Source organism: Streptomyces sp. NPDC059875 (genome assembly GCF_042731085.1).
GTDB lineage: Bacteria > Actinomycetota > Actinomycetes > Streptomycetales > Streptomycetaceae > Streptomyces.
The window spans coordinates 24843-47646 of record NZ_JBHWJZ010000013.1; the positions used below are offsets into that span (position 1 = coordinate 24843).

24 protein-coding genes are annotated in these 22804 nt (G+C 71.6%); 11 read left to right on the forward strand and 13 right to left on the reverse strand.

Features of this window, described 5'->3' with window-relative positions; translation table 11 throughout:
• Window positions 1–15: 15 nt before the first annotated feature.
• Both ACFV9D_RS17720 and ACFV9D_RS17725 read right to left on the reverse strand, forming a co-directional pair.
• The gene (locus tag ACFV9D_RS17720; RefSeq protein WP_385146450.1) at window positions 16–1158 is read right to left on the reverse strand and encodes an acyl-CoA dehydrogenase family protein; all 1143 of its coding nucleotides are present in this window, start codon (window positions 1156–1158) and stop codon (window positions 16–18) included.
• Window positions 1155–2336 (reverse strand): CaiB/BaiF CoA transferase family protein, encoded by a 1182-nt coding sequence (locus tag ACFV9D_RS17725; protein WP_385146452.1) that lies wholly within the window; start codon window positions 2334–2336, stop codon window positions 1155–1157. Before ACFV9D_RS17725 ends, ACFV9D_RS17720 begins: the two co-directional genes overlap by 4 nt.
• Window positions 2337–2488: 152 nt before the next feature.
• Between ACFV9D_RS17725 and ACFV9D_RS17730 the strand changes: the two genes are divergently transcribed.
• Window positions 2489–3004 (forward strand): hypothetical protein, encoded by a 516-nt coding sequence (locus tag ACFV9D_RS17730; RefSeq protein ID WP_385146454.1) that lies wholly within the window; start codon window positions 2489–2491, stop codon window positions 3002–3004.
• A 70-nt stretch (window positions 3005–3074) separates the two neighbouring features.
• Window positions 3075–4280, forward strand: coding sequence for a saccharopine dehydrogenase family protein (locus ACFV9D_RS17735; RefSeq protein WP_385146456.1), 1206 nt, complete (start codon window positions 3075–3077; stop codon window positions 4278–4280).
• 18 nt (window positions 4281–4298) lie between these two features.
• Here ACFV9D_RS17735 and ACFV9D_RS17740 read toward each other — a convergent pair whose 3' ends face one another.
• Together ACFV9D_RS17740 and ACFV9D_RS17745 are read right to left on the reverse strand one after the other, a co-directional pair.
• A complete protein-coding gene (locus ACFV9D_RS17740; protein ID WP_385146458.1) occupies window positions 4299–4673 on the reverse strand; it encodes a VOC family protein in 375 nt (124 codons plus the stop codon).
• A 134-nt stretch (window positions 4674–4807) separates the two neighbouring features.
• Window positions 4808–5503, reverse strand: coding sequence for an endonuclease V (locus tag ACFV9D_RS17745; protein ID WP_385146460.1), 696 nt, complete (start codon window positions 5501–5503; stop codon window positions 4808–4810).
• Window positions 5504–5588: 85 nt separating this feature from the next.
• Here ACFV9D_RS17745 and ACFV9D_RS17750 point away from each other — a divergent pair, with 85 nt between their 5' ends.
• A complete protein-coding gene (locus ACFV9D_RS17750; RefSeq protein ID WP_385146462.1) occupies window positions 5589–5888 on the forward strand; it encodes a YciI family protein in 300 nt (99 codons plus the stop codon).
• 72 nt (window positions 5889–5960) lie between these two features.
• Here the strand turns inward: ACFV9D_RS17750 and ACFV9D_RS17755 are convergent, their stop codons facing one another.
• Window positions 5961–7055: a WD40/YVTN/BNR-like repeat-containing protein gene (locus ACFV9D_RS17755; protein ID WP_385146464.1), complete on the reverse strand. Its 1095-nt coding sequence runs from the start codon at window positions 7053–7055 to the stop codon at window positions 5961–5963.
• A 75-nt stretch (window positions 7056–7130) separates the two neighbouring features.
• Here ACFV9D_RS17755 and ACFV9D_RS17760 point away from each other — a divergent pair, with 75 nt between their 5' ends.
• From ACFV9D_RS17760 to ACFV9D_RS17770, 3 genes are all read left to right on the forward strand, one after another.
• Complete coding sequence (locus ACFV9D_RS17760; RefSeq protein WP_385146466.1) at window positions 7131–7592, forward strand: (4Fe-4S)-binding protein; 462 nt, start codon at window positions 7131–7133, stop codon at window positions 7590–7592.
• A 126-nt stretch (window positions 7593–7718) separates the two neighbouring features.
• Entirely contained in the window at window positions 7719–8135 is a 417-nt protein-coding gene (locus ACFV9D_RS17765; protein WP_385146468.1) for an SsgA family sporulation/cell division regulator, read from the forward strand.
• A gap of 283 nt (window positions 8136–8418) precedes the next feature.
• A complete protein-coding gene (locus tag ACFV9D_RS17770) occupies window positions 8419–10086 on the forward strand; it encodes an ABC-F family ATP-binding cassette domain-containing protein (RefSeq protein ID WP_385146470.1) in 1668 nt (555 codons plus the stop codon).
• Here ACFV9D_RS17770 and ACFV9D_RS17775 read toward each other — a convergent pair.
• A complete protein-coding gene (locus tag ACFV9D_RS17775) occupies window positions 10072–10545 on the reverse strand; it encodes an ATP-binding protein (protein ID WP_385146472.1) in 474 nt (157 codons plus the stop codon). The two genes, ACFV9D_RS17770 and ACFV9D_RS17775, sit on opposite strands and share 15 nt — an antisense overlap.
• Window positions 10546–10714: 169 nt before the next feature.
• Here ACFV9D_RS17775 and ACFV9D_RS17780 point away from each other — a divergent pair, with 169 nt between their 5' ends.
• The 3 genes from ACFV9D_RS17780 to ACFV9D_RS17790 all read left to right on the forward strand — a co-directional run bounded on the left by ACFV9D_RS17780 (window position 10715) and on the right by ACFV9D_RS17790 (window position 12973).
• A complete protein-coding gene (locus tag ACFV9D_RS17780; protein WP_385146474.1) occupies window positions 10715–11566 on the forward strand; it encodes a helix-turn-helix domain-containing protein in 852 nt (283 codons plus the stop codon).
• Window positions 11567–11574: 8 nt separating this feature from the next.
• The gene (locus tag ACFV9D_RS17785) at window positions 11575–11793 is read left to right on the forward strand and encodes a hypothetical protein (RefSeq protein WP_385146476.1); all 219 of its coding nucleotides are present in this window, start codon (window positions 11575–11577) and stop codon (window positions 11791–11793) included.
• Between the two features lie 205 nt (window positions 11794–11998).
• Entirely contained in the window at window positions 11999–12973 is a 975-nt protein-coding gene (locus tag ACFV9D_RS17790; RefSeq protein WP_385146478.1) for an acyl-ACP desaturase, read from the forward strand.
• 43 nt (window positions 12974–13016) lie between these two features.
• Here ACFV9D_RS17790 and ACFV9D_RS17795 read toward each other — a convergent pair whose 3' ends face one another.
• From ACFV9D_RS17795 to ACFV9D_RS17805, 3 genes are all read right to left on the reverse strand, one after another.
• Window positions 13017–14354, reverse strand: coding sequence for an SDR family NAD(P)-dependent oxidoreductase (locus ACFV9D_RS17795; RefSeq protein WP_385146480.1), 1338 nt, complete (start codon window positions 14352–14354; stop codon window positions 13017–13019).
• Between the two features lie 98 nt (window positions 14355–14452).
• On the reverse strand, window positions 14453–14713 hold the full coding sequence (locus tag ACFV9D_RS17800; RefSeq protein WP_385146482.1) for a WhiB family transcriptional regulator: 261 nt from the start codon (window positions 14711–14713) through the stop codon (window positions 14453–14455).
• A 66-nt stretch (window positions 14714–14779) separates the two neighbouring features.
• Window positions 14780–15583 carry a VOC family protein gene (locus tag ACFV9D_RS17805; RefSeq protein ID WP_385146484.1) on the reverse strand — a complete coding sequence of 268 codons (804 nt, stop codon included), beginning with the start codon at window positions 15581–15583 and terminating at the stop codon, window positions 14780–14782.
• A gap of 123 nt (window positions 15584–15706) precedes the next feature.
• Here ACFV9D_RS17805 and ACFV9D_RS17810 point away from each other — a divergent pair, with 123 nt between their 5' ends.
• On the forward strand, window positions 15707–16354 hold the full coding sequence (locus ACFV9D_RS17810; protein ID WP_385146486.1) for a TetR/AcrR family transcriptional regulator: 648 nt from the start codon (window positions 15707–15709) through the stop codon (window positions 16352–16354).
• 79 nt (window positions 16355–16433) lie between these two features.
• Here ACFV9D_RS17810 and ACFV9D_RS17815 read toward each other — a convergent pair whose 3' ends face one another.
• The 3 genes from ACFV9D_RS17815 to ligD form a co-directional block, all read right to left on the reverse strand.
• Window positions 16434–17174 carry a class I SAM-dependent methyltransferase gene (locus ACFV9D_RS17815; protein ID WP_385146488.1) on the reverse strand — a complete coding sequence of 247 codons (741 nt, stop codon included), beginning with the start codon at window positions 17172–17174 and terminating at the stop codon, window positions 16434–16436.
• A 220-nt stretch (window positions 17175–17394) separates the two neighbouring features.
• The gene (locus ACFV9D_RS17820; protein WP_385146490.1) at window positions 17395–18303 is read right to left on the reverse strand and encodes an alpha/beta fold hydrolase; all 909 of its coding nucleotides are present in this window, start codon (window positions 18301–18303) and stop codon (window positions 17395–17397) included.
• A 100-nt stretch (window positions 18304–18403) separates the two neighbouring features.
• Entirely contained in the window at window positions 18404–19426 is a 1023-nt protein-coding gene (ligD, locus tag ACFV9D_RS17825) for a non-homologous end-joining DNA ligase (protein ID WP_385146492.1), read from the reverse strand.
• A 52-nt stretch (window positions 19427–19478) separates the two neighbouring features.
• On the opposite strand from ligD, the gene ACFV9D_RS17830 reads away from it, so the two are divergent.
• Window positions 19479–20549: an ATP-dependent DNA ligase gene (locus tag ACFV9D_RS17830; RefSeq protein WP_385146494.1), complete on the forward strand. Its 1071-nt coding sequence runs from the start codon at window positions 19479–19481 to the stop codon at window positions 20547–20549.
• A 15-nt stretch (window positions 20550–20564) separates the two neighbouring features.
• Here ACFV9D_RS17830 and ACFV9D_RS17835 read toward each other — a convergent pair whose 3' ends face one another.
• Window positions 20565–22478: an AMP-dependent synthetase/ligase gene (locus tag ACFV9D_RS17835; RefSeq protein ID WP_385146496.1), complete on the reverse strand. Its 1914-nt coding sequence runs from the start codon at window positions 22476–22478 to the stop codon at window positions 20565–20567.
• Window positions 22479–22804: the final 326 nt, after the last annotated feature.

The window sequence follows — 22804 nt, forward strand, 5'->3', positions numbered from 1 at the left end:
AGGGTGGAGAGGGAATCAGCCCAGCAGGGAACGTCCGATGATCTCCTTCATGATCTCGGTCGTCCCTCCGTAGATGGTCTGGATACGGCCGTCGGTGAAGGCCCTGGCGACCGGGAGCTCGGCCATGTAGCCGTATCCCCCGTGCAGCTGGAGGCAGCGGTCGGCGACCCGCTTCTGCAGTTCGGAGGCCCACCACTTGGCCATCGAGGCATGGACGGCGTCGAGTTCCCCGTTCGAGTGATCGACGATGCAGCGGTCGAGGAACGTGCGGGTGACGGCGCACTCGGTCGCCATCTCGGCGATCTCGAAGCGGACGTGCTGGAGCTTGGCCAGCGGTCGCCCGAACGCCTCGCGTTCCTTCACGTACGTGGTGGTGATCTCCAGGAGGTGTTCGGCGGCGGCGATGCCGGCCACGGCGATGGCCATCCGCTCCTGGGCGAGATTGGTCATGAGGTGGACGAAGGCGCCGTTGAGCTCGCCGAGGAGGTTCTCCTTGGGGACGCGGACGTCATGGAAGAACAGCTCGGCGGTGTCCTGCGACTTCTGCCCGATCTTGTCGAGGTTGCGGCCGCGTTCGAAGCCCTCCATGCCGCGTTCGACGACCAGCAGCGAGAGGCCGTGGGCGCCGCCCTCGGGCGTCGTCTTCGCGACGACGATCACCAGGTCGGCGAGGATGCCGTTGGAGATGAACGTCTTGGAGCCGTTGAGCACCCAGTGGTCGCCGCGGTCCTCGGCGCTGGTCCGGATCCCCTGGAGGTCGGATCCGGCGCCCGGCTCGGTCATCGCGATGGCGGTGATCAGCTCGCCGGTGCAGAAGCCTGGCAGCCAGCGGCGCTTCTGCTCCTCGGTGGCCAGCGAGGTGAGGTACGGGCCGATGATGTCGTTGTGCAGACCGAGGGCGATGCCGGGTGCGCCGGCGCGGGTGAACTCCTCGGCGAGCACGGCGCTGTAGCGGAAGTCGGCGTTGCCGCCGCCTCCGTACTCCTCGTCGACGGCGAGGCCGAGCAGCCCCTGACGTCCGGCGGCGCGCCAGGCCTCGCGCGCGACGATGCCGTCCTTCTCCCACTGCTCGTAGTGGGGCAGCACCTCCTTGGCGAGGAAGGTGCGGACGGTCTCGCGGAACGCCTCGTGGTCGGCGGTGTAGAGCTGACGCTTCATGCTTGGGGCTCCTGAGGGGCTTCGTCGCGGGTCGGCCGAGGGGCTTCGGCGCTGGTCAGGGCGGGGACGGCCCAGTCGCGGGCGACCGCTTCGGTGTCGGCGCCGGGCCGGGCGGGTCCGGACCGGACGGTGCCGGGGGTGGCGGAGAACCGGGGCGCGGGTGCGGGCTGGGTGAATCCGGCGTGCTCGACGAAGGTGCCCCGGGCGGCGAGATGCGGGTGGGCGGGGGCCTCGCGCATCGAGAGCACCGGCGCCACACAGGCGTCCGTCCCTTCGAAGACGGCCGTCCACTCGTCGCGCGTGCGGGTACGGAAACGGTCGGCGACGGCGGTGCGCAGCTCGTCCCAGCGTCCGAAGTCCTTACGGGCGGGGGCGACGTCCTCGATGCCGAGCAGGCGCGTGAACTCGTCGTAGAACTGCTGCTCCAGCGCGCCGACCGCCATGTACTGCCCGTCGGAGGTCTCGTAGGTGCCGTAGAAGGGGCAGCCGCCGTCCAGCAGGTTGACGCCGCGCCGGTCCTGCCAGCCGCCGGCCGCCAGCATGCCGTGGATCATGGTGGCGAGGTGGGCGGTGCCGTCGACGATGGCCGCGTCGACGACCTGGCCCTCGCCGTGCGTGCGCGCGTGCTGGAGGGCTGCGAGCACGCCGATGACGAGGTAGAGCGAGCCGCCCGCGTAGTCGCCGACGAGGTTGGCGGGGACGGTGGGCGGGCCGTCCGGGTCGGGTCCGATCATGCCGAGGGTGCCGGTGATCGCGATGTACGCGATGTCGTGTCCGGCGCTCGCGGCGAGCGGGCCGTCCTGGCCCCAGCCGGTCATCCGGCCGTAGACGAGCTTCGGGTTGCGGGCGAGGCAGGCGTCGGGGCCGACGCCGAGGCGTTCGGCGACACCGGGACGGTAGCCCTCGACGAGGATGTCGGCGCGTTCGACCAGGTCGAGGACCGTGGCGGGGCCGCCGTCGGCCTTGAGGTCGACCAGGACGGAGCGCTTGTTGCGGTTGGTGAGGTCGTACGCGGGGTCGATGCCGAGCCCCGAACCGCCGGGACGGTCGATCCGTACGACGTCGGCGCCGAGATCGGCCAGGAGCATGGCGGCGAACGGACCGGGCCCGATCCCCGCAAGCTCCACCACGCGCACCCCGGAGAGCGGGCCGTTCCCACCGTTCGCCTGCGCTGCCATCGAGCCCCCAGGACCGTGTGTGACACCAATGATGTAACACCGGTGATGCTAGGAACGTGTTCCACTCCGCACAAGCCCCCCGGCCGAGCAAGCGCTTGGAAATTCGACGGATCGGCCAGGTCCGGACCGGCGTCGCCCTATAGGGTCCCGGCATGCTCACATCACGACGCCGGATCACCGCCCTGCTCGCGGCACCACTCATCGCCACCCTGCTGATCTCCTGCTCCGCCCAGGGGGACGACACCACGACCGACGCGGCACCGAACTCGACCGCATCGGCGCTCGCCACCGCCGAAGCGAGCGCGGACAACGGGGCCGGCGCGGGCACCGAGGCGGCGGAGGACGACCCCTCCCCCACACCCGGTCCCGAACTGGTGCGGGACGCCTTCGCCGGGCTGCAGGCCACGCTCAACGACAGCTGCGCCACCGACTGCGCGTACTTCCTGGGCCGCGTCCATGACGAGCTCGACCGGCTCGACCGCGCCATGAAGGCGGACCCGAAGGGGCCCGGCCACTTCCCCGAGCCGATCGCCTGGATCGAGAAGCTGCGCACCACCCTGGCCGGCGACCGTACGTACGCGAACCTGAAGAAGCACCAGACCCTGCTGATCGGCACGCGGGACCGCATCAACACCTGGATGCAGGACCACCCCGACGACTACCGCTGACGTACCCCGCCGGAGCTACCGCTAGGCTCCGCGCTCGCAGGGGAAGCCGTAGGCGAAGGCGAGGGGCTGGATGGACACCGGAAACGGCACGGGGCGGGACGCGGCGGAGCGGCCGTACGACGTGGTCCTCTTCGGAGCGACGGGGTTCGTGGGCGAGCTCACCGCGGAGTATCTGGCCGAGCACGCTCCGACCGGCTGCCGGTGGGCGCTCGCCGGGCGCAGCCGCGCGAAGCTGGCGGCCCTGCGGACGCGGCTCGCCGCCCGGTGGCCGGGATGCGCGGAGCTGCCGCTGCTGGTCGCGGACTCCGCCGACGAGGACGCCGTGCGCGAACTGGCCGAGTCCACCCGGGTGGTGGCCACCACGGTCGGCCCCTACGTCTGGTACGGCGAGGGCCTGGTCGCCGCGTGCGCGGAGGCCGGCACGGACTACGTGGACCTCACCGGCGAGGCGGAGTTCGTCGACCTGATGTACGTACGGCACGATGCGCGCGCCCGGGAGACCGGGGCGCGGATCGTGCACGCGTGCGGCTTCGACTCCGTACCGCACGACCTGGGCGTCTACTTCACCGTCCAGCAGCTGCCGAAGGACGTGCCGCTGCGGATCGACGGATTCGTGCGCGCGGGAGCGATCTTCTCGGGCGGGACCTTCGCGTCCGCCCTCACGGCGATGGGGCGCGGCCGGGAGATCCTGCGGGCGGCGCACGAACGACGCCTGCACGAACCCCGGTTGGTCGGCCGACGGGCGCGGGCGCCGCTGAGCGGGCCGCGCTTCAGCCGGGAGACCGGCACCTGGGCGCTGCCGCTGCCGACGCTCGATTCCCAGGTGGTGGCGCGGTCGGCGCGGGCCCTCGAGTCGTACGGCCCGGACTTCCGCTACCGCCACTACGCCTCGGTGAAGACCCTCCCGATGGCGCTCGGCGGCGCAGCCGCGGTCGGCACGGGTGTGGTGGCGGCCCAACTGGCGCCCGTACGCCGCTGGCTGATGGAACGTTACGAACCCGGTCAGGGGCCGAGCGCGGAGCGGCGCGCACGGAGCTGGTTCTCCGTGCGGTTCGTCGGTGAGGGCGGTGGGCGACGGGTGTTCACCGAGGTGTCGGGGGGCGACCCCGGATACGACGAGACGGCGAAGATGCTCGCCGAGTCGGCCCTGTGCCTCGCCCTCGACGATCTACCGAAGACCGCGGGGCAGGTCACGACGGCGGTGGCGATGGGCGACGCGCTGCTCGACCGGCTGCGGTCGGCGGGCATCCGCTTCCGGGTGGCGTACGAGGGCTGACCGGGCCGGCCCTCGTGCTCAGTGGCGGATGAGACAGAAGGGATGGCCGGCCGGGTCCGCGTAGATCCGCCAGCCCCGGTCGCCGTCCCCTTCGTCGAGCTGCCACGCCCCGAGCGCCAGGACCGCGTGGTGTGCGGCCTCCAGATCGGCGACCCGCACGTCCAGGTGGAACTGCTGCTCGGGCGCGCCCCAGACCGGGGGCCGGTGGTCGGCCACGCCCTGGAAGGCGAGCACCGGCGCGCCCGCGGCGTCGTGCAGGGTGGCCCAGCCGTCGCCGACGGCCCACTGGGGGTCGGGACGGTTGATCTCGCCACCGAGCAACTGTTGGTAGAAGCGGGCCAGTTCCAGCACGTCGGTGCAGTCGAGCACGACGCACTGCAGGGTGCCGATCATGCGATCACCCCGCCCGCGACGACGTGGATCGAGCCGCGTTCGAAGGGACGCGGCGAGGTGGGAACGGGGGTTGTCATGCACCCCACTCTGCCGCCCATGATCGCGTCCCGCCATCCGTACTCGTACTCAGGCGCCTACTCAGGTCCCAGCGCCTCCTTCAGGGCGCGGCGACAGAGGGAGTCGGCGTGACGGGTGGTCTCGGGGATGCGGTAGCGCGGGGAGAGGAGGAGGGTGTGGGCGCAGGCGTTGTCCAGGGAGACGCGATGGCCGACGGAGACGAAGACGGGCTTCACGCCGGCCTGGGTGCGCAGGGCGCGGCCGACCTCCTCGTCGCCGGCCACGAGCGGGCTGGAGTCACCCCGAGCGGCGCCGGGTTGGTCGTACGTGAAGGTGAAGGGGTTCTTCGCGACGCCGATCGACGGCCGCCCGGTCAGCACTCCGAGGTGGCTGGCGAGGCCGAAGCGGCGCGGGTGCGCGAGGCCGTAGCCGTCGCAGACGAGGAGACCGGGGTCGGCCTCCAGCGAGGCGAGCGCGGCGAGCACCGTGGGGATCTCGCGGAAGGCGAGGAGTCCCGGGACATAGGGGAACGAGACCCGGCCCACCGCCGTGGCCTCCTCCACCACGTCGAGCGTCCGGGCGTCGAGCACGACGGCCGCCGCCGCGACGAGGTCGCGCTCGTCGTCGTACGCCACGTCCAGACCCGTGACATGCCCCGTGCCGGGCACAGGGCCCGGCTCGTCGAGCACGAGGCGGCCGCGCAGTTCTCCCTGCACGGCACGGGCGGCGGACTCGTCGGCGGGCCAGCCCGAGGGAATGTCGATGATCATCATGGTGACGGCCAGCCTACGGCGCCCCTCCGTCCGACTGGCGAGCGGTTTTCCCGCCACCGCCCGGCTCCCCGGTAGCCTGGCGATCATGTTCGTACTGGAATTGACCTACACGGCCCCCGTCGAGCGGGTCGACGCCCTGCTCGAGGCGCACATCGAGTGGCTCGACGCGCAGTACGCCGCGGGCGTCTTCATCGCCTCGGGGCGGAAGAACCCGCGCGACGGCGGGGTCGTCCTCGCCGCCGGGGTCGACCGCGCGGAGATCGAGAAGATCGCAGCGGCCGACCCCTTCAGCGTCGAGGGCGTCTGCGCGTACCGGATCACGGAGTTCTACGCGACCAAGACGGCCGACGCCCTCGCCCCGTACCGGGAGCAGCTGCCCGGCTAGGCACGACTGGGCAGAGGACGGGCAGGGGCAGAGCACCGGCTAGGCGATCACGTTCAGGCTTCAGTTCGCGCTTCACCAGCGGCCCAGCCGGGCGATCCTGCCCTTCTCGCCGGAGGCCCAGCACGCGCCGTCCCGCGTGCAGTCGACCGTGTCGTACGAGCCGGTGTCGACCGTCCGCCAGGTGCGGCCGCCGTCCGTCGTCAGGTCCGTGCCCGTGGGGCCGACGGCGAGCGCGGCCGACCTGCTGTGCGGGAGCCAGGCGACACCGGAGCGGTAGGCGGGCGGCGGGACGGAGGAGGCGTTCCAGCTGCGCCCGCCGTCGCCGGTGACTGCGGCCGCCCGCGGGGACGGCTGGTCCTTGCGGTAGTCGCCGCCCACCGCGATCCCGTGCGTACGGTCGCGGAACGCGAGTCCGAAGACGCCCCGCGCCGAGTCGCCCGCCGGGATCGTCGTATCGGCGACGGTCCAGTTCAGGCCCCGGTCGCCGGAGTGCAGCACGCGCGCCGTGGCCCCGCCGCCGGTCGCCAGCCACACGTCCTTCGGTCCGGAGGAGACCAGACACTGGCCGCTCGCCGCGAACGCCGCCTCGCCGGGCAGCGCCGCCGGCATCCCCGCGTCCGGCAGCACCTCCCACGTACGGCCGCCGTCCCGCGTGGACAGGATCCGGTACTTCCCGTCCACCGGGTCGCTCATCGCGAGCCCGTGCCGGTGGTCGAAGAAGGTCATGCAGTCGTAGAACGCCCGCGGGTCGGTGTTGCGGAAGGACTCGGTCCAGGTCGCCCCGCCGTCGTCGGTGCGCAGCACGCGCGACGCCTCGCCCTCACCGATCGCGAGGACCACCGCGCGCCGGGCGTCGAACGCCTCCACATCGCGCAGTTCCAGCTCCGCCACCCCTGGCGGCGACACGTTCCGCCAGCTCCGGCCGCCGTCCGTGGTCCGCAGCACCGTCCCCTTCGAGCCCGCGGCCCAGGCCGTCGTACGGTCGACCGCCGCGAGCCCGCGGAAGCGGGCGTCCGTCCCGGTCTCCGTCAGTCGCCAGGTCACCCCGTGGGCCGCGCCCTGCTCCGCGCTGTGCGCCGATCCCGCCGGAATCGCCACGGCCAGGGCGAGCACCGCCCCGCTCAGGCCCACCGACACCATTCGTCTCGTCTTCCCCATGGACGTCATGGCGCCGGAAGCTAGCCCACCCCGGTGATCCCGTCCAGAGTGCGTCCCGCCGCGCCCCTTCCTAGGCTGGACGGCATGACCGAGGAGAAACGGAAGCTCAAGGAGTACGAGGGCGAGGGCCTCACCGTCACCTTCGAGCCGCGCCGCTGTCTGCACGCGGCCGAGTGCGTCCACGGTCTGCCGGCGGTCTTCGACCTGGGGAAGCGCCCGTGGATCCAGCCCGACGGCGCGGACGCCGGTCTGGTCGCCGAGGTCGTCCGCCGCTGCCCCTCCGGCGCGCTGCAGTACCACCCGGCGGACGGCTCCGCCGAGCCGCCCGACTCCCCCACGACCGTGCGCAGGAACCCGGCCGGGCAGCTCGTGATGCGCGGCGACCTCGCGATCGAGGTCGCCGGCGAAGAGGGCGTGCGCCACGAGACGCGCGTGATGCTCTGCGGCTGTGGGGCGTCCGGGAACCAGCCGTACTGCGACCATTCGGGTCCGTGTGCCGCCCCGCCGAGCGATGATCCGGTGGACCGCCCCGCCGAGTCGAGGTGAAACGCGCAGGTGAACGCGCGGTGACACAGCTCACGTAACCCTCCAGTGCACGTTCCGGTCCGATCGTTCGTCTTCCCTTGTGTCAGGGAGACGTCAGGAACCGAAGCCGCGCGACAGGAGCTGGCCTTGTCCACCGTCATCGAGCAGGCCGTCCAGGCCCGTCTGGTCGCATCCGCTCCCCGGATGGAAACCGTCCCCGCCACGCTGCGGTACGACCGCGAGGATCCCTTCGCGGTGAGCATGGCCTTTCCGGCGCCCGCGACGCTGGAGGGCGTCGATGTGTCGTGGGCGTTCTCCCGGGAGCTGCTGGCGCAGGGCGTGGACGGCCCGGCCGGCCTGGGCGACGTCCGCGTACGCCCGTACGGCTACGACCGCACCGTCGTCGAGTTCCACGCGCCCGAGGGCGTCGCCGTGGTGCACATCCGCACCGCCGAACTGCGCCGCTTCCTCAAGCGGTCGCAGCACTTGGTGCCGGCCGGCCACGAGCACCAGTACCTGGACTGGGACCAGGACCTGGCCCAACTCCTCGACGACTACGCCTGAGCCGCCCTACTCCCCGCTCGCACCCCTGGGTCGTCCGCCCGTAAATCGCTTGTCCTCCGCTCGGCGCCCGGCGTACCGTCCTGACCTGGCCCTGTTGTCGCCCGATCGGAGAAGGCCGTTGCTCGTCTGAGGTTTCGAGACACCGTGCCGCGCGTGCCCCTTGCTGCCCTTCGCAGTGCCGCGTGTGCCGTCTTCGACCTCGGCGTACGAGCTCCCTCGCCTGCCCGCGCCCCGGTGTCTCACCCGTTGCCCCAGCCCACGCTCTTGCAACAGGGAGGCCCCCATGGCGACCCATCCCACGTTCATCACCTGCTCGTCCCTGTCCTTCTCCTGGCCGGACGGCACCGAGGTCCTGGACGACTTCGGAATCGCGGTCGGCCCCGGCCGAACCGGACTGATCGGCCTGAACGGCTCCGGAAAGTCCACGCTCCTCAAGCTCATCGCGGGTGAGCTGACGCCCACCGACGGCACGGTCCGCACCGTCGGCGAGGTCGGCTACCTCCCGCAGAACCTGGTTCTGGACACCGCGCTCCGGGTCGACCAGGCTCTCGGGATCGCGGAGACCCGGGCCGCGCTGCACGCCATCGAGGCGGGCGACCCGGCCGAGGCCCACTTCGCCGCCGTCGGCGACGACTGGGACGTGGAGGAGCGGGCCCGCGCCACGCTCGACCAGCTCGGGCTCGGCCACATCGGGCTCGACCGGACCATCGGCGAGGTGTCGGGCGGTGAGTCGGTGCTGCTGCGGCTCGCCGCGCTGCTGCTCGCCCGGCCGGACATCCTGCTGCTCGACGAGCCGACGAACAACCTCGACCTGCACGCCCGTCGCAGGCTGTACGACGCGGTCGACGCCTGGTCCGGGGTGCTCGTCGTGGTCAGCCACGACCGCGAACTCCTGGAACGGGTCGACCAGATCGCCGATCTACGGGACGGGGAGGTCGGCTGGTACGGCGGCGCGTACTCCGCGTACGAGGAGGCGCTCGCCGCCGAACAGGAGGCGGCCGAGCGGATGGTGCGGGTCGCCGAGGCCGACGTGCAGCGGCAGAAGCGGGAACTCTCCGATGCTCAGCTGAAGTTGGCGCGGCGCAAGCGGTACGCGCAGAAGAGCGCCGCGAACAAGGTGGTCCCGAAGATCGTCGCCAACAACCGCAAGAGCGAGGCGCAGGTGTCGGCGGGCAAGCACCGCGCCCTTCACTCCGAGCGGCTCGCCGAGGCTCGGTCACGCCTCGACGCGGCGGTGGAGGCGGTACGGGACGACGACGAGATCCGCATCGAGCTGCCGCGCACCACGGTCCATCCGGGCCGCGGGGTGCTGTCGTTGCGCGAGGTGGAACTGCGCTACGGAGCCCGGGTGGGTGGTGAGTTCGAGCTGCGCGGACCGGAGCGGATCGCGCTCGTGGGCCGCAACGGGGCCGGCAAGACGACGCTGCTGCGGACGATCGCCGGGGAGCTGGAGCCGCTGTCGGGCGAGGTGGTGACGCAGGTGCCACTGCGTTTCCTGCCGCAGCGACTCGACGTGCTCGACGACGGCCTCAGTGTGGTGGAGAACGTCGCCCGGTTCGCGCCCTCGGCGACGGTCAACGCCATCAGGGCGCGGCTCGCTCGCTTCCTCTTCCGGGGCGCGCGGGCGGATCAGGCCGCCGGGACGCTGTCGGGCGGGGAGCGGTTCCGGGCGACTCTGGCGGCGCTGCTGCTCGCCGAACCCGCTCCGCAACTGCTGATGCTGGACGAGCCGACCAACAACCTGGACATGGCTTCGGTCCGGAAGCTGACGGCGGCGCTGGAGTCGTTCGAAGGGGCGCTGATCGTGGCCAGTCACGACGTGCCGTTCCTGGAGTCGCTGGGGATCACCCGCTGGCTGCTGCTCGACGGTGAGCTGCGGCCGACGACGCCGGATGCGGTGCGCGAGGGAGTGCTGGACGAGGCGCGGGAGCGGGGGTCAGCGGTGCAATAACGCCCAGGACTTCGTGCCCCCGCCCGGGGTGAGGACGGGCGCGAGGCCCCAGTCCCCGCCGTGCGTGTCGACCGCCGCGGCCAGCAGCCACATGCTGCGGCTGCGGCGGTCGCGGCATTCCTCTGCCTTCTCGGCCGAGGAATGGGCTGGATGCTGGTCGTAGAGGACGATCCGCAGCGTCTCGAACGGCCAGCGGACGCGCAGGATCATTTCCCGGTCCGGGGTGAAGCGGTAGGCGGCGGCGACCAGTTCCGAGGCCGCGAGGGCCGCGGTGTCGCAGAGTTCGGCGAGGCCGTGCCGCGTCAGCAGGGTCCGGACGGCCTGCCGGGCCAGCCCGGCGCACCAGGCCCCACCGGGCAGCAGCATCGAGTAGCTGAGGTTCTCCGTGACCGGAGATATGGGACCGGCCGCGGCGGCGGACGGGAGGCAACGCAGGGCGCCCTTCATCGTGTTGCTCACATTTCCTGTGCGTGTGGGGGTGCTCACACACAGACACGGTCGCCGCGTGTGAGACTTGCGCTACCGACCGTAGCGTACGACCGGAGCACGGTGCTACTACTTGCGGGTAATTGCATCATTCCGGGCCAAAATGCCGGCGCTTCGGCCGACCAGAAGGGGGAGAACGAGCGTGCCACCCAGGAGCACCCCGACCGCGCGTCAGCAGCGCCTCGGAAGCGAACTGCGCAAGCTGCGCGAACAATCGGGCATGTCGGTCCAGCAGGCCGCCGCCCTCCTGGGCGTCGACCGCACCCGCATCCCCAACATCGAGTCGGGCCGCTTCGGCATCAGCGCCGAGCGCGTCCGTACCCTCGCCTTCAACTACGGCTGCCCGGACACCGCCCTGATCGACATCCTCGCCGCCACCGCCCAGGAGCGCGACCGCGGCTGGTGGGAGGAGCATCGCGACCTACTGCCGCCCGGACTGCTCGACATCGCCGAACTCGAGTTCCGCGCCTCGGAGTTGCGGACGGCCGTCACCACCCACATCCCCGGCCTGTTACAGACCGAGGAGCACGCGCGGGCCGTCTTCGACACCGCGGACCCGCCGCTGCCGGGGCCGGATCTGGAGGCCCGGGTGGCGCTGCGGCTGCGCCGCCAGGAGATCCTCGACCGGGACCGGCCCACGCCGTACGAGGCGGTGATCCACGAGGCCGCGCTGCGGATGCAGTTCGGCGGCCCGAAGGTGGCCAGGGCGCAGCTCGAGTACATCCTTGCGCGCTCGGAGCGGGACACGATCACCGTGCGCGTCATCCCGTTCACGGCCGGCGGTTTCCCGGGAGCGGGCCAGTCGTTCACCTATGTGTCGGCGGCGGTGCCGCAGCTCGACAGCGTGCAGCTCGACTCCTCCCACGGCTCGATCCTGCTCGACTCCGACATGCAACTCCGGCGCTATCGCGGACTGTTGGACCAGCTGCGGGGACTCGCCCTGCCCGCCCCCGACTCACGCGCCTTCATACACACGCTCACCCAGGACCTGTAAGGACCCCCATGAACGCCACGCACGACGCCTCCGCCCCCGAGAAGATCGACTGGAACGAGGCCTTCTGCAGTGAGGGCGCCAACTGCTTCCGCTTCGGTCTCGACGACGCCGGGCGCGCCTACATCGGCTCGACCCTGACACCCGGCGCGTACGTCAGCGACTCGGTCGAGGCGCTGCGGGCGCTGATCTCCGCCGTGAAGGCCGGGGAGGCGGACCATCTGCTCTGAGTAGCCATGATCGCGACCGGCGCGGCGCGTCGACGGCGTGACCTGGCTCTCCGTGGGAGCCCACCAGCTGGTCGCATAACGGAACGTAACCGGACATCGCCGAGACGGGCTTGGCCGATGCCTTACGGGGCTTTAACCTACGGTTTCGTAACCTACGAGTGCGTAGGTAATTTCCGTACCCCCTTCTCCGTCCCCAGGAGTCCTCGTGACGCTCACTTCTCCCCACCTCGGCAGCTCGACCGGGTGGACCGACGCCCGCCTGCTGTACGCGCTGGAAGAAGTCGTGGAGAAGGAGCTCAACCGGCACCTCAAGGTCACCAAGGACTGGATGCCGCACGAGTACGTCCCGTGGTCCGACGGCCGGAACTTCCCGGGCTTCTTCGAGGACGGCGAGGCCTGGGAGCCGTCGCAGTCCAAGGTCACCGAGGTCGGCAAGATCGCCCTCGTGGTGAACCTGCTCACCGAGGACAACCTGCCCAGCTACCACCACGAGATCGCCAGCCTCTTCGGCCGCGACGGCGCCTGGGGCACCTGGGTGCACCGCTGGACCGCGGAGGAGGGCCGCCACGGCATCGTGATGCGCGACTACCTGCTGGCCTCGCGCGCGGTCGACCCGGACAAGCTGGAGCAGTTCCGGATGGCGCACATGAGCGAGGGCTTCGAGTCCGACAACCGGCACTCGATGCTGCACTCCGTCGCGTACGTCGCCTTCCAGGAGCTCGCCACCCGCATCTCGCACCGGAACACCGGCCACCAGTCCGGCGACCCGGTCTGCGACCGGATGCTGGCGCGCATCGCCACCGACGAGAACCTGCACATGGTCTTCTACCGCAACCTCCTGGGCGCGGCCTTCGAGATCGCCCCCGACCTGACCATGCAGGCCGTGCGGGACGTCGTCGTGAACTTCCGGATGCCCGGACACGGTATGCCCGGGTTCGAGCGGGCGGCGGCGCAGATGGCGATCGGCGAGATCTACAACATGCGCATCCACCACGACGACGTCATCCAGCCCGTGCTGCGCTTCCTCAAGGTGCTCCAGATCGACGGCCTGGGCCCCGAGGGCCTGAAGGCCCAGGAGGAACTGGGGCTCTACATGGCGGGCCTGGACAGCGAGGCGAGCAAGTTCGACGAGAAGCTCGCGGCCCGCAAGGCGCGGATGGCGGCGCGCGCGGCGGGCTGACCCGCCGGCACGCGGGGCCCGGCCTGAGCCGGGCCGACCGCGTCTACCAGGCGGCTTCCCGGTAGTCCTTGAGGAAGACGCCCGAGACGGGCTCTCCGGCCTCGCCGCGCACGATCGGGTCGTAGATCCGGGCCGCGCCGTCGACGACGTCGAGCGGCGTACGGGTCCCCACGGCCGCGATCCGGGCCTTGCGGGGCGCCGGGTTCTCGTCCGTGATCCAGCCCGTGTCCACGCTGCACATGTGCACACCCTGCTCGGCCAGCTCGCCGGCGCTGGTGCGGGTGAGCATGTTGAGGGCGGCCTTCGCCATGTTGGTGTGGGGGTGGCCGCCCGTCTTGTTGCGTACGGCGAAGCGCCCCTCCACGGCTGACACGTTGACGATGTAGCGGCGCGGGCGCGGGGAGGCCAGCAGCAGCGGCAGCAGCCGGTCGCAGAGCAGGGTCGGTGCGAGGGCGTTGACGAGCTGGGTCTCCAGGAGCTCGGCGGCGTCGAGGTCGCCCAGCCGCACGGACCAGGAGTTCCGGTCCGAGAGGTCGGGCAGCAGCCCCGCCTCGTCCGGCTCGCCCACCCCGAGCACCCCGCCCGTCTCGGCGAGTTCGAGCGCGGCGAGGACGGGGGCGGTCTCGCCCGTCTCGTACCCCGGCGCGGGGACGACTCCCTCGGGGAGTGCCTTCCGCTCCCCCGCCGCGAGCAGGGCGTACGACTCCGGGGGCCGGCGTATCGTCTGCGCGGCGTTGTTGACGAGTATGTCCAGCGGCCGCCCGTCCGCGCGCAGCTGCTCGCAGAGGCCGAGGACCTGGCGCGGGTCGCGCAGGTCGATGGCGACGACGGTGAGCCGGTCCAGCCACTGCTCGCTGCCCGCGGCGGCGCGGAAGCGGCGCAGGGTGTCGTGCGGGAAGCGGCTGGTGACGAGCACCTCGGCGCCGTCGCGGAGCATCATGAGCGCCAGCTGGAACCCGATCTTGACGCGGCCGCCGGTGAGCAGGGCCCGGCGGCCGGTGAGGTCGGTGCTCAGGGCGCGGCGGGCGGTGTTGTCGGCGGCGCAGGGCGGGCAGAGCCGGTGGTAGAAGGCGTCGGCCTGTCGATAGGCCGACTTGCAGACATAGCAGTGCCGCCCTTTCAGGAACACTCCCGGTGACTCTCGCCGCTCGACCGCCAGGGGCGCGTCCTCGCGCCGGTCGAGCGCCCCGGTCGCGGTGCGCGCGGTCAGCGCGGCGTCGGCAGCGGCCTGCTCGGCGCGGCGTGCCTTGCGGCGCTTGTTGCGGCTCTCACGGGCGAAGGTGGCGGCGAGCGCCTCGCCGCGCATCCGGGCGGGGTCGCCGAGGGGCAGGCCGCGCAGCCTGCTGATCGTGCGCTCGAAGGCGGCGAGTTCCTGGTCCATGGATCGTTGATCGTAGTGAGGGCGGGCGCGGGTCAGCATCCGTATATCGCCTCACTCGCGGGCGTGACGGCTCTTCTCCCCTTCGGCGGCTCCGAAGGTCAGCCCCGCTGGCGCTTCAGCCGCACCCGCTCCTTCTCCGAAAGCCCGCCCCACACCCCGAACCGCTCGTCATGCTCCAGCGCGTACTCCAGGCATTGCACCCGCCCCTCGCACGCTCCGCACAGCAGCTTCGCCTCGCGGGTGGACGAGCCGGGGGCGGGGAAGAAGAATTCGGGGCCCGCCTGGGCGCACAGGGCGTTCTCCTGCCAGGACATGTCGGGGGCCGGGGCGGTCAGTACGGCGGTGGTGTCGGTCTGCATGGCCGACACGTTGCCCCGTGGCCGTAAACGGCCCATCAACGTTCGATCAATGCGGCGCGCCGAGGGCTACGCCGCCTCCTCGCGCGGCGCGGAGGTGATGACCGCGAAGCGGGCGCCGTAGGGGTCGGTCAGTTTGGCCATGCGGCCGACGCCCTCCATGTCCGTCGGGGCGAGGCGGACCGTGCCGCCGAGGCGTTCGGCCGTCGCCGCCGCCGTGTCGGCGTCCGGGACCTCGAAGTACGGGAGCCAGGACGGTCCGTCGGCCGCCTCGACCGGGTCGAAGTCCAGCGGGACGACGCCGCCGAACATCGCCTCCTCGCCCTGCCCCGCCGGGTGCAGCATCACGTACGAGCCCGCGTCGCCGGGCAGCGGCATGCTGGAGGTCTCCAGGCCGAAGACGGAGCCGTAGAAGGCGAGGGCCGCGTCGACGTCCGGCGTGTAGAGCTCGGCCCAGGTCAGCGCGTTGGGGGCGTCGACGAGGTCCAGGCCCTTGTTCCTGCCGGGCTGCCAGGTGGCGAAGCCGACGCCCGCGGGGTCGGTGAAGACGGCCATGCGGCCGAGGTCGAAGATGTTCATCGGCTCGAAGAGGACGGTGCCGCCGCCCGACTGGACCGCCTGGGCCGTGGCGTCGGCGTTGGGGGACTGGAAGTAGAGGGTCCAGCCGGGCGGTCCCTGCTCGGGGGTGACGGTCATGCCGCCGGCGACGACGGCGCCGGCGGAGCGGAACATGCCGTACCCGCCCGCCTCGGGCCCCGCGGAGACGAAGTCCCAGCCGAAGACGCTCTCGTAGAAGGCGGTGGCGCCATCGATGTCGGGGGTGCCGAGGTCGATCCAGTTCGGAGAGCCGGTGACGTAGTGCGTCGTCAGCATGGGGGTGCTCCTTGGTGGGATCCCACGGTCGGCCGGTCGTACGCCTTCGAGTCTCCCCCTGGCGATGGACGTGCGCATGGTCAGGAGCGCCGAGGATGTCCGCACGACCGTGCGTTCATTAGGATGGACGGCATGAAGACGGACGGGCGCGTCGAGCGCGGCAACCAGACCCGGCGCCTGGTCCTCGGCCGGACGATGGACATCGCGTCGGTGGAGGGCCTCGAGGGCCTTTCCCTGGGCCGGATCGCGACCGAGCTGAACCTCAGCAAGAGCGGTGTCTTCGCGCTCTTCGGCTCCAAGGAGGAGCTGCAGCTCGCCACCGTCCGCGCGGCCGTCGCCGTCTTCTCCGGCAGCGTCGTCGCGCCGCTCGCCGACCTGCCGGCGGGTCCCGGCCGGGTCTGGGCGCTGTGCCGGAACTGGCTCGCGTACTCCTCGGAGCGGGTCTTCGCGGGTGGCTGCTTCTTCTACGCGGTCTCCGCGGAGTTCGACGCCCGCACCGGCCCCGTCCACGACGCGATCGCCCAGGCGCGCCGCGACTGGGTCACGTACATGGAGCAGACCCTGGACGACGCCCGCCTCGCGGGCGGCCTGGTCGCGGACGTCGACGTCCCGCAGGTGGCCTTCGAGGTCATCGCCCTGATGGAGGCCCCCACCGCGCTGGGGTCCCTGCCGGGCTACCCGCGGCCCACCGCGGGCGCGCGCGGGGCAATCGCCCGGCCCCCCGGCGGGGAGGCGACGGACGGGGCCCGCGACGACATCGGCGATTCCTGAGTCCGCGCTCGACGTCAGCTCTCGGCGTCAGCGCTCGACGTCAGCTCTCCGCGTCGGCTCTCCGTGTCGGTTCTCGGCGTCAGCTCTGCGCGTCGCGCCGCCGGAACAACGCCGTCCACAGGAAGGGCTCACCGAAGTTCGGCGACTCGGCCGACTCGTCCCGCATGCGCCGCAGTTCGACCTCGGTGAGGTCGGAGAAGATCCAGCGCAGTGACTCGGGCGTGTAGGCGAGCCCCCCGTGGAGTCCCGGCTCGCGGTAGAAGTCGGCATCGGGCAGCTCGGAACCCATCCCGCCGGACGCGAAGCAGGTCAGGGCGAGATGGCCGCCGGGCGCGAGCAGCCGGTCGAGGAGGGTGAGGTAGCTGACGCGGCGGTGCGGCGGCAGGTGGTGGAAGCAGCCCGAGTCGTAGATCAGGTCGTACGGGCCGGTGAGCCCGGTCCCGGCCAGCTCGAACGCGTCCCCGTGGTGGAAGCGGACGTCCGCTCCGGCCTCCTGGGCGCGCTGTTCGGCCCAGGTGATCGCCTCCTGCGAGAGGTCCACCGCGTCCACGGCGAAGCCCTCCGCCGCCAGGTGCAGTGCGTTGCGCCCCGGGCCGCACCCCAGATCCAGGGCCCGGCCGGGCGCGATCAGGCCGCGATCGAGGTAGGAGACCAGGCTCTCGTCCGGCTTCGCGACGAAGAACGGCACCGGCTTGGAGCGGTCACTGTAGAAGCCGTCCCACCAGCCGGCCCCGTCGGCGGTCCAGCGATCGGCCTCCGGTTCGAAGAGCCCGTCGAGGAGCTTCATCACGTCGTCCACGCTGCGTATGTTCCGGTCCATCCGGCACCCCTTTCCCGTTGCGTCGACGGTAGAGATGATCACCGTAAAAGACCAGCTCAAGATGGGTTTCAGGGGGAACTCGGACGGCCGCGAGCGGGCTCCGGAGGGGCGGGCACGCGCCGGGGGATCCCCCCACCCCGGACCCCCGGTGCGCGCGTGCCGACGCCCCCGCGTGAGGCCGCCAGGGGCCATGTCCGCGTCACGCCCGGGCAGGTTTCCGTCAGCCCCGCGGGCCCGCCACCGGCACCGCCCGTTTCTCCGAGACCGGCGTCGGCACCGCCGCCCGGTCTGTCACGAAACGGAGGGTATCTGCCACCACCTCCGGATCCTTGAGGATCCGCCGGTGGCCGAGACCGTGGGTGACGATCAGCCGGGCACGGTCGCCGTGCGCCTCCGCCGTCGCGCGGGAGTGGGCGAGGGAGACCATGTCGTCGATGTCGTCGTGGAACAGCAGGACGGGGGCGCCCAGTTCGGCCGGCTCGTAGGTCGCGTTCAGCCGCTGCCAGATGTCCGGTTCGCCACGGAAGAGCCTGCGCTCGACGTGGCGGCGCAGCTGCCGGACGGCCCGGTCGCTCAGTCCCCACCCCGCCTTGAACTCCTCGACGAGGAGGTCGAATCGGCCGACTCCGCCGATACCCACGAAGCGTCCCGTTCGCACTCCGTCGCGCAGCGCGAACAGCGCGGCGAGCATGCCGAAGGAGTGCGCGACCACCGCGTCGAAATCGCCGTGCTCGCCGTGGAGTTCGCGGATGATGCGGCGGTACTCGAGGATGTTGGTGGCCCGCCCCTCCGAGGCGCCGTGGCCGGGCGCGTCGAAGGTGACCGGGCTGTAGCCCCGGGCGCGCAGCGCCTCGACGAAGGCCGAGAGGCGCGAGGCGCGCGAGGACCAGCCGTGCACCAGGAGCACGGGCCGTGCGCCGTCACCCCAGGCGTACGTGACGACCCTCTTGCCGTTGATCAGCAGGCGACCCGTTCGGGCCTCGGCGAAGAGGGGCTCCTCCTCCGGTCGCAGCCGGGACCGGCCGAGCGGGCGGACGAAGAGGGCGAAGGCGGCGCGTCCGGTGGGGCCCGGGGCTATGAGCGCGGAGCTGTTCAGGGCGGTGCGCACGAGCGAAGTCGTGGGAGTCATGCCGGATCTCCTCGGTCGGCCGGAGCGATAAGAAAATGCTAGCACGATCGTTCGTGTTGTTTTAGGGACGCAAGAGAGCCCCCTGACCCCCGGGGATCCGTCAGCCGTCTTCCTTCTTCGCCCGGCTCGGCTGCACCCGCTTCGGCTCCCCCGGCATCTTCGGGTACTCCGGCGGGTACGGCAGGTCACCGAGACCGTGCTCCGCCTCGTCGCGACGGGCCAGCTCCAGCAGGCTCTCCAGGCTGAACCGCTGGTCGTCCATGTCGGCATGGACGTCCCCCAGCTCGGCGTACCGGGTCGGCATCGTCTTGATGTCGAAGTCCCGCGGAGTCGCGTCGTCGATCTCGTCCCAGCGCAGCGGCGCGGAGACCGGAGCGTGCGGGCGCGGCCGTACGGAGTAGGCGGAGGCGATGGTCCGGTCGCGGGCGGTCTGGTTGTAGTCGACGAAGATCTTCTCGCCGCGTTCCTCCTTCCACCACTTGATGGTCACGCGCTCCGGCATCCGGCGTTCCAGCTCACGGCCGCACGCGATGGCCGCGCGACGGACCTGGGTGAAGGTCCAGCGGGGCTCGATCGGTACGAAGACGTGCAGGCCGCGCCCGCCCGAGGTCTTGGGCCAGCCGCGCAGCCCGTGCTCGTCGAGGACCGCGCGCAGCTCGTGCGCGGCGCGCACGGCGTCGGTGTAGTCCGTGCCCGGCTGCGGGTCGAGGTCGATGCGCAGCTCGTCGGGGTGGTCGGTGTCCTCGCGCCGCACCGGCCACGGATGGAAGGTGACGGCGCCGAGGTTGGCCGCCCACAGGACGGCCGCGGGTTCGGTCGGGCACATCTCGTCGGCGGACCGGCCACTGGGGAAGGTGATGTGGGCGGTGGGGATCCACTCCGGGAGGTACTTGGGAGCACGCTTCTGAAAGAAGGACTCACCGGTCACCCCGTCGGGGTAGCGCTCCAGGGTCGTGGGACGGTCGCGCAGCGCGCGGGTGATGCCGTCCCCGACGGCCAGGTAGTAGCCGACCATGTCGAGCTTGGTGTAGCCGGGTTCGGGGAAGTACACCTTGTCCGGATTGGACACGCGTACGGTCCGCTCGCCGACTTCCAGTTCCACCGCTGCCGCCTTGCTCGCCATGCGAGCCAGCGTAGGGCTCGCCGCCATTCCCCGCATACCGGACAATCAGTCCATGGATCTGCCGGTGATGCCGCCCGTGAAGCCGATGCTGGCCAAGGCCGTGAAGAAGATTCCGCCGGGTATGCAGTACGAGGCGAAATGGGACGGCTTCCGGGCCATCGTGCACCGCGACGGCCCGGACCTGGTCATCGGCAGCCGTACGGGCAAGCCGCTGACCCGATATTTCCCCGAGCTGGTCGAGGCTCTGCTCCCCCGGCTCCCGCAGCGCTGCGTGGTCGACGGCGAGATCGTGATCGAACACGGCGGACGGCTCGACTTCGACCGGCTCACCGAGCGCATCCACCCTGCCGACTCGCGGGTGCGGATGCTGGCGGAGAAGACCCCTGCCCGGTTCATCGCCTTCGACCTGCTCGCCCTCGGCGACGACTCCCTCCTCGACACCCCGCTCACCGACCGCCGGGCCGCCCTGGAGGAGGCCCTGCGCGGGGTCGACGCCCCCGTCCATCTGGCGCCGGCCACGACGGACCCGGAGCTCGCGGCGCGCTGGTTCGAGCAGTACGAGGGCGCGGGTCTGGACGGTGTGATCGCCAAGCCGCTTGATCTGCCGTACCGGCCGGACGCCCGGCTGATGTACAAGATCAAGCACGAGCGGACCGCCGATGTGGTCGTGGCCGGGTACCGCTTCCACAAGAGCGGGCCCGTGGTCGGCTCGCTACTCCTCGGCCTGTACGACGAGGGCGGCACCCTCCAGCACGTCGGCGTCTGCGCCGCCTTCACCGCCAAGCGCCGCGAGGAGCTGATCACGGAGCTGGAACCGCTGCGGATGGACCCGCCCGACGGCCACCCCTGGGCGGCATGGGCGGAGGAGGCCGCACACGCGGGGGCACGGCTGCCCGGCGCGCCGAGCCGCTGGTCCGGGAAGAAGGACCTGTCGTGGGTGGCGCTGCGGCCGGAGCGGGTCTGCGAGGTGGGCTACGACCACATGGAGGGCGACCGGTTCCGGCACACGGCGCAGTTCAAGCGGTGGCGGCCGGACCGGGCGCCGGAGTCCTGCGGGTACACACAGCTGGAGGAGCCCGTCTCGTACGACCTGTCCGAGGTGCTGTCACCCGCTCACCCATAGCGCCCGCCCGCGAACTCACCCGTAGAGCCGCTCGATCTCCGCCCCGTACGCGGCCGCCACCGCGTGCCGCTTGACCTTGAGCGAGGGGGTGAGCATCCCGTTCTCCTCGGAGAACTCCCCCGGCACGATGCGGAACCTGCGGATCGACTCGGCCCGGGAGACGGCCTGGTTGGCGTGGTCGACGGCCTTCTGGACGTCCGCGACCATCTCCGGGTCCTCGCGGAGCTCGGCCATCGGGGTGTCCACGGGCCGTTTCCGGACGGCCAGCCAGTGCTGGACCGCCTCGGGTTCGAGGGTGACGAGCGCCGCTATGTAGGGGCGGTTGTCCCCCACGACCAGACATTGCCCGACGGGAGGGCGGCTGCGCAGCCGGTCCTCGAGGACGGCCGGGGAGACGTTCTTGCCGCCGGAGGTGATCAGGATGTCCTTCTTGCGGCCGGTGATGACCAGATAGCCGTCGTCGTCGAGGGCGCCCAGGTCGCCGGTGGCGAGCCAGCCGTCCCGCAGGACCTCTTCGGTGGCGTCGGAGTCGTTCCAGTACGCGGTGAAGACGATGCCGCCCTTGACGAGCACCTCGCCGTCGTCGGCGATGCGGACCGCGGTGCCGGGGACGGGCCGGCCGACGGTGCCGGGCCGGGGCCGCAGGGGCGGTGTGACGGTGGCGGCGGCGGTCGTCTCGGTGAGGCCGTACCCCTCGTAGACGAGCACCCCGGCGGCGTAGAAGAAGAGGCTGAGGCGGCGGTCGAGCGGGGAGCCGCCGCTGATGGCGTACCGCAGGTTCCCGCCCAGTTCCTTGCGGATGCGCCGGTAGACGAGGAGGTCGTACAGGGCCCAGGCGGCGGTCAGTCCGAGCCCGGGGCGGCGGCTCTGGTCCAGGAGATGACCCAGCGCCGCCTCGCCGAAGCGTACGGCGATGGAATCGGCGCGGTCGAAGGACGAGCCGCGGCCGAGCTTCTCGGCGGTGGCGCGGCCGGTGTCGTGGATCTTCTCGAAGAGGTAGGGCACGCCGACGACGAAGGTGGGCCTGAACTGTCGTAGCTCCGCGCGAAGTTCGTCGGGCTTGATACTGGGGAAGTGCCCGATCTCGATGCGGGCCATGAGACAGGCGAGCTGGATGGCGCGCCCGAGGATGTGGGCGAGCGGCAGGAAGAGGAGGGTCGAGGCAGCCTGCCCCGTGACCTCCTTGAAGACCGGGTGCAGCAGCTCGACGGTGCCGGACGCTTCCGCGTGGAGATTGCCGTGGGTGAGGACACACCCCTTGGGGCGGCCGGTGGTGCCGGACGTGTAGCAGAGGGTGGCGACGGTGTCCGGCGTGAGCGCGGAGCGCCGCTTGGCCACCTCCTCGTCCGGCAACTCCACACCGAGGGACGCGAGTTCGGCCACGCCGCCGGAGGCGATCTCCCAGCTCCGGACCGGCTCGGGCAGCGTGGCGGCGGCTTGGCGGACCGCGTCGGTGTGCTCGGCTGCCTCGCTGACGGCATGGCGGGCGCCCGAGTCCTGGAGGATCCAGGCGATCTGTTCGGCCGAGGAGGTGGGGTAGACGGGGACGGTCTGCCCGCCGGCGGCCCAGATGGCGAAGTCGAGCACGGCCCACTCGTAACTGGTGCGCGCCATCAGCACGACCCGTCCGCCCGGCTCGACCCCTGCGGCGATCAGCCCCTTCGCGACGGCCGCGACGTCACCGGCGAACTCGGCCGCGCTGACGGTCCGCCAACTCCCGTGCTTTTGACGGCGCATGACGACGGCGCCCGGATCCTCGGCGGCGTTGACGAAGGGGATGTCAGCCGGGGTGCCGGTCGGCGGCGGCCCGTCCGGGAGGGCCGTGCGCGCCTCGCGTACGACACCGTTCTCGCGCACCAGCTCGACCGGGAAGCGATCGAGGAGGTCGCTGCGCCTCTTGGCCTGCTTCAGATCCTTGCGTACGCCCATGGCGGGCTCCTGTTCGCGGCATGCGGGCGGGGAGTGACCGGATCTCTGGACTTACTGCCCAGTCAACTTACTCGGGCGTAACGAGATTTCAACCATCCGCGCACGATCTCCCGCAGGCGCACCCTGCCCGCCGATCGGTCGTGCACCGGCGTGAGATGCTTCACATTCCTCCACGGGAAGTCCGCCGCCGGACACGGATTCTCGACCCCGCGTTCGACGTACGCCCGAGCGATCCCGATCGCCGGCTTCTCGTGAAGATCGCACCGCGCGCCGCGCACCTGCGAGAACGTTCCGCGCCGTCGGCCGGCACCTCCGGAGCGGGCCGA

What these genes read in the sequence shown, in the direction of transcription:
- ACFV9D_RS17720 (WP_385146450.1), bottom strand. Translation starts at nt 1,158, where the DNA reads ATGAAGCGTCAGCTCTACACCGCCGACCACGAGGCGTTCCGCGAGACC.
- ACFV9D_RS17725 (WP_385146452.1), bottom strand. Translation starts at nt 2,336, where the DNA reads ATGGCAGCGCAGGCGAACGGTGGGAACGGCCCGCTCTCCGGGGTGCGC.
- ACFV9D_RS17730 (WP_385146454.1), top strand. Translation starts at nt 2,489, where the DNA reads ATGCTCACATCACGACGCCGGATCACCGCCCTGCTCGCGGCACCACTC.
- ACFV9D_RS17735 (WP_385146456.1), top strand. Translation starts at nt 3,075, where the DNA reads ATGGACACCGGAAACGGCACGGGGCGGGACGCGGCGGAGCGGCCGTAC.
- ACFV9D_RS17740 (WP_385146458.1), bottom strand. Translation starts at nt 4,673, where the DNA reads ATGATCGGCACCCTGCAGTGCGTCGTGCTCGACTGCACCGACGTGCTG.
- ACFV9D_RS17745 (WP_385146460.1), bottom strand. Translation starts at nt 5,503, where the DNA reads ATGATGATCATCGACATTCCCTCGGGCTGGCCCGCCGACGAGTCCGCC.
- ACFV9D_RS17750 (WP_385146462.1), top strand. Translation starts at nt 5,589, where the DNA reads ATGTTCGTACTGGAATTGACCTACACGGCCCCCGTCGAGCGGGTCGAC.
- ACFV9D_RS17755 (WP_385146464.1), bottom strand. Translation starts at nt 7,055, where the DNA reads ATGACGTCCATGGGGAAGACGAGACGAATGGTGTCGGTGGGCCTGAGC.
- ACFV9D_RS17760 (WP_385146466.1), top strand. Translation starts at nt 7,131, where the DNA reads ATGACCGAGGAGAAACGGAAGCTCAAGGAGTACGAGGGCGAGGGCCTC.
- ACFV9D_RS17770 (WP_385146470.1), top strand. Translation starts at nt 8,419, where the DNA reads ATGGCGACCCATCCCACGTTCATCACCTGCTCGTCCCTGTCCTTCTCC.
- ACFV9D_RS17785 (WP_385146476.1), top strand. Translation starts at nt 11,575, where the DNA reads ATGAACGCCACGCACGACGCCTCCGCCCCCGAGAAGATCGACTGGAAC.
- ACFV9D_RS17795 (WP_385146480.1), bottom strand. Translation starts at nt 14,354, where the DNA reads ATGGACCAGGAACTCGCCGCCTTCGAGCGCACGATCAGCAGGCTGCGC.
- ACFV9D_RS17800 (WP_385146482.1), bottom strand. Translation starts at nt 14,713, where the DNA reads ATGCAGACCGACACCACCGCCGTACTGACCGCCCCGGCCCCCGACATG.
- ACFV9D_RS17805 (WP_385146484.1), bottom strand. Translation starts at nt 15,583, where the DNA reads ATGCTGACGACGCACTACGTCACCGGCTCTCCGAACTGGATCGACCTC.
- ACFV9D_RS17810 (WP_385146486.1), top strand. Translation starts at nt 15,707, where the DNA reads ATGGACGGCATGAAGACGGACGGGCGCGTCGAGCGCGGCAACCAGACC.
- ACFV9D_RS17815 (WP_385146488.1), bottom strand. Translation starts at nt 17,174, where the DNA reads ATGGACCGGAACATACGCAGCGTGGACGACGTGATGAAGCTCCTCGAC.
- ACFV9D_RS17820 (WP_385146490.1), bottom strand. Translation starts at nt 18,303, where the DNA reads ATGACTCCCACGACTTCGCTCGTGCGCACCGCCCTGAACAGCTCCGCG.
- ligD (WP_385146492.1), bottom strand. Translation starts at nt 19,426, where the DNA reads ATGGCGAGCAAGGCGGCAGCGGTGGAACTGGAAGTCGGCGAGCGGACC.
- ACFV9D_RS17830 (WP_385146494.1), top strand. Translation starts at nt 19,479, where the DNA reads ATGGATCTGCCGGTGATGCCGCCCGTGAAGCCGATGCTGGCCAAGGCC.
- ACFV9D_RS17835 (WP_385146496.1), bottom strand. Translation starts at nt 22,478, where the DNA reads ATGGGCGTACGCAAGGATCTGAAGCAGGCCAAGAGGCGCAGCGACCTC.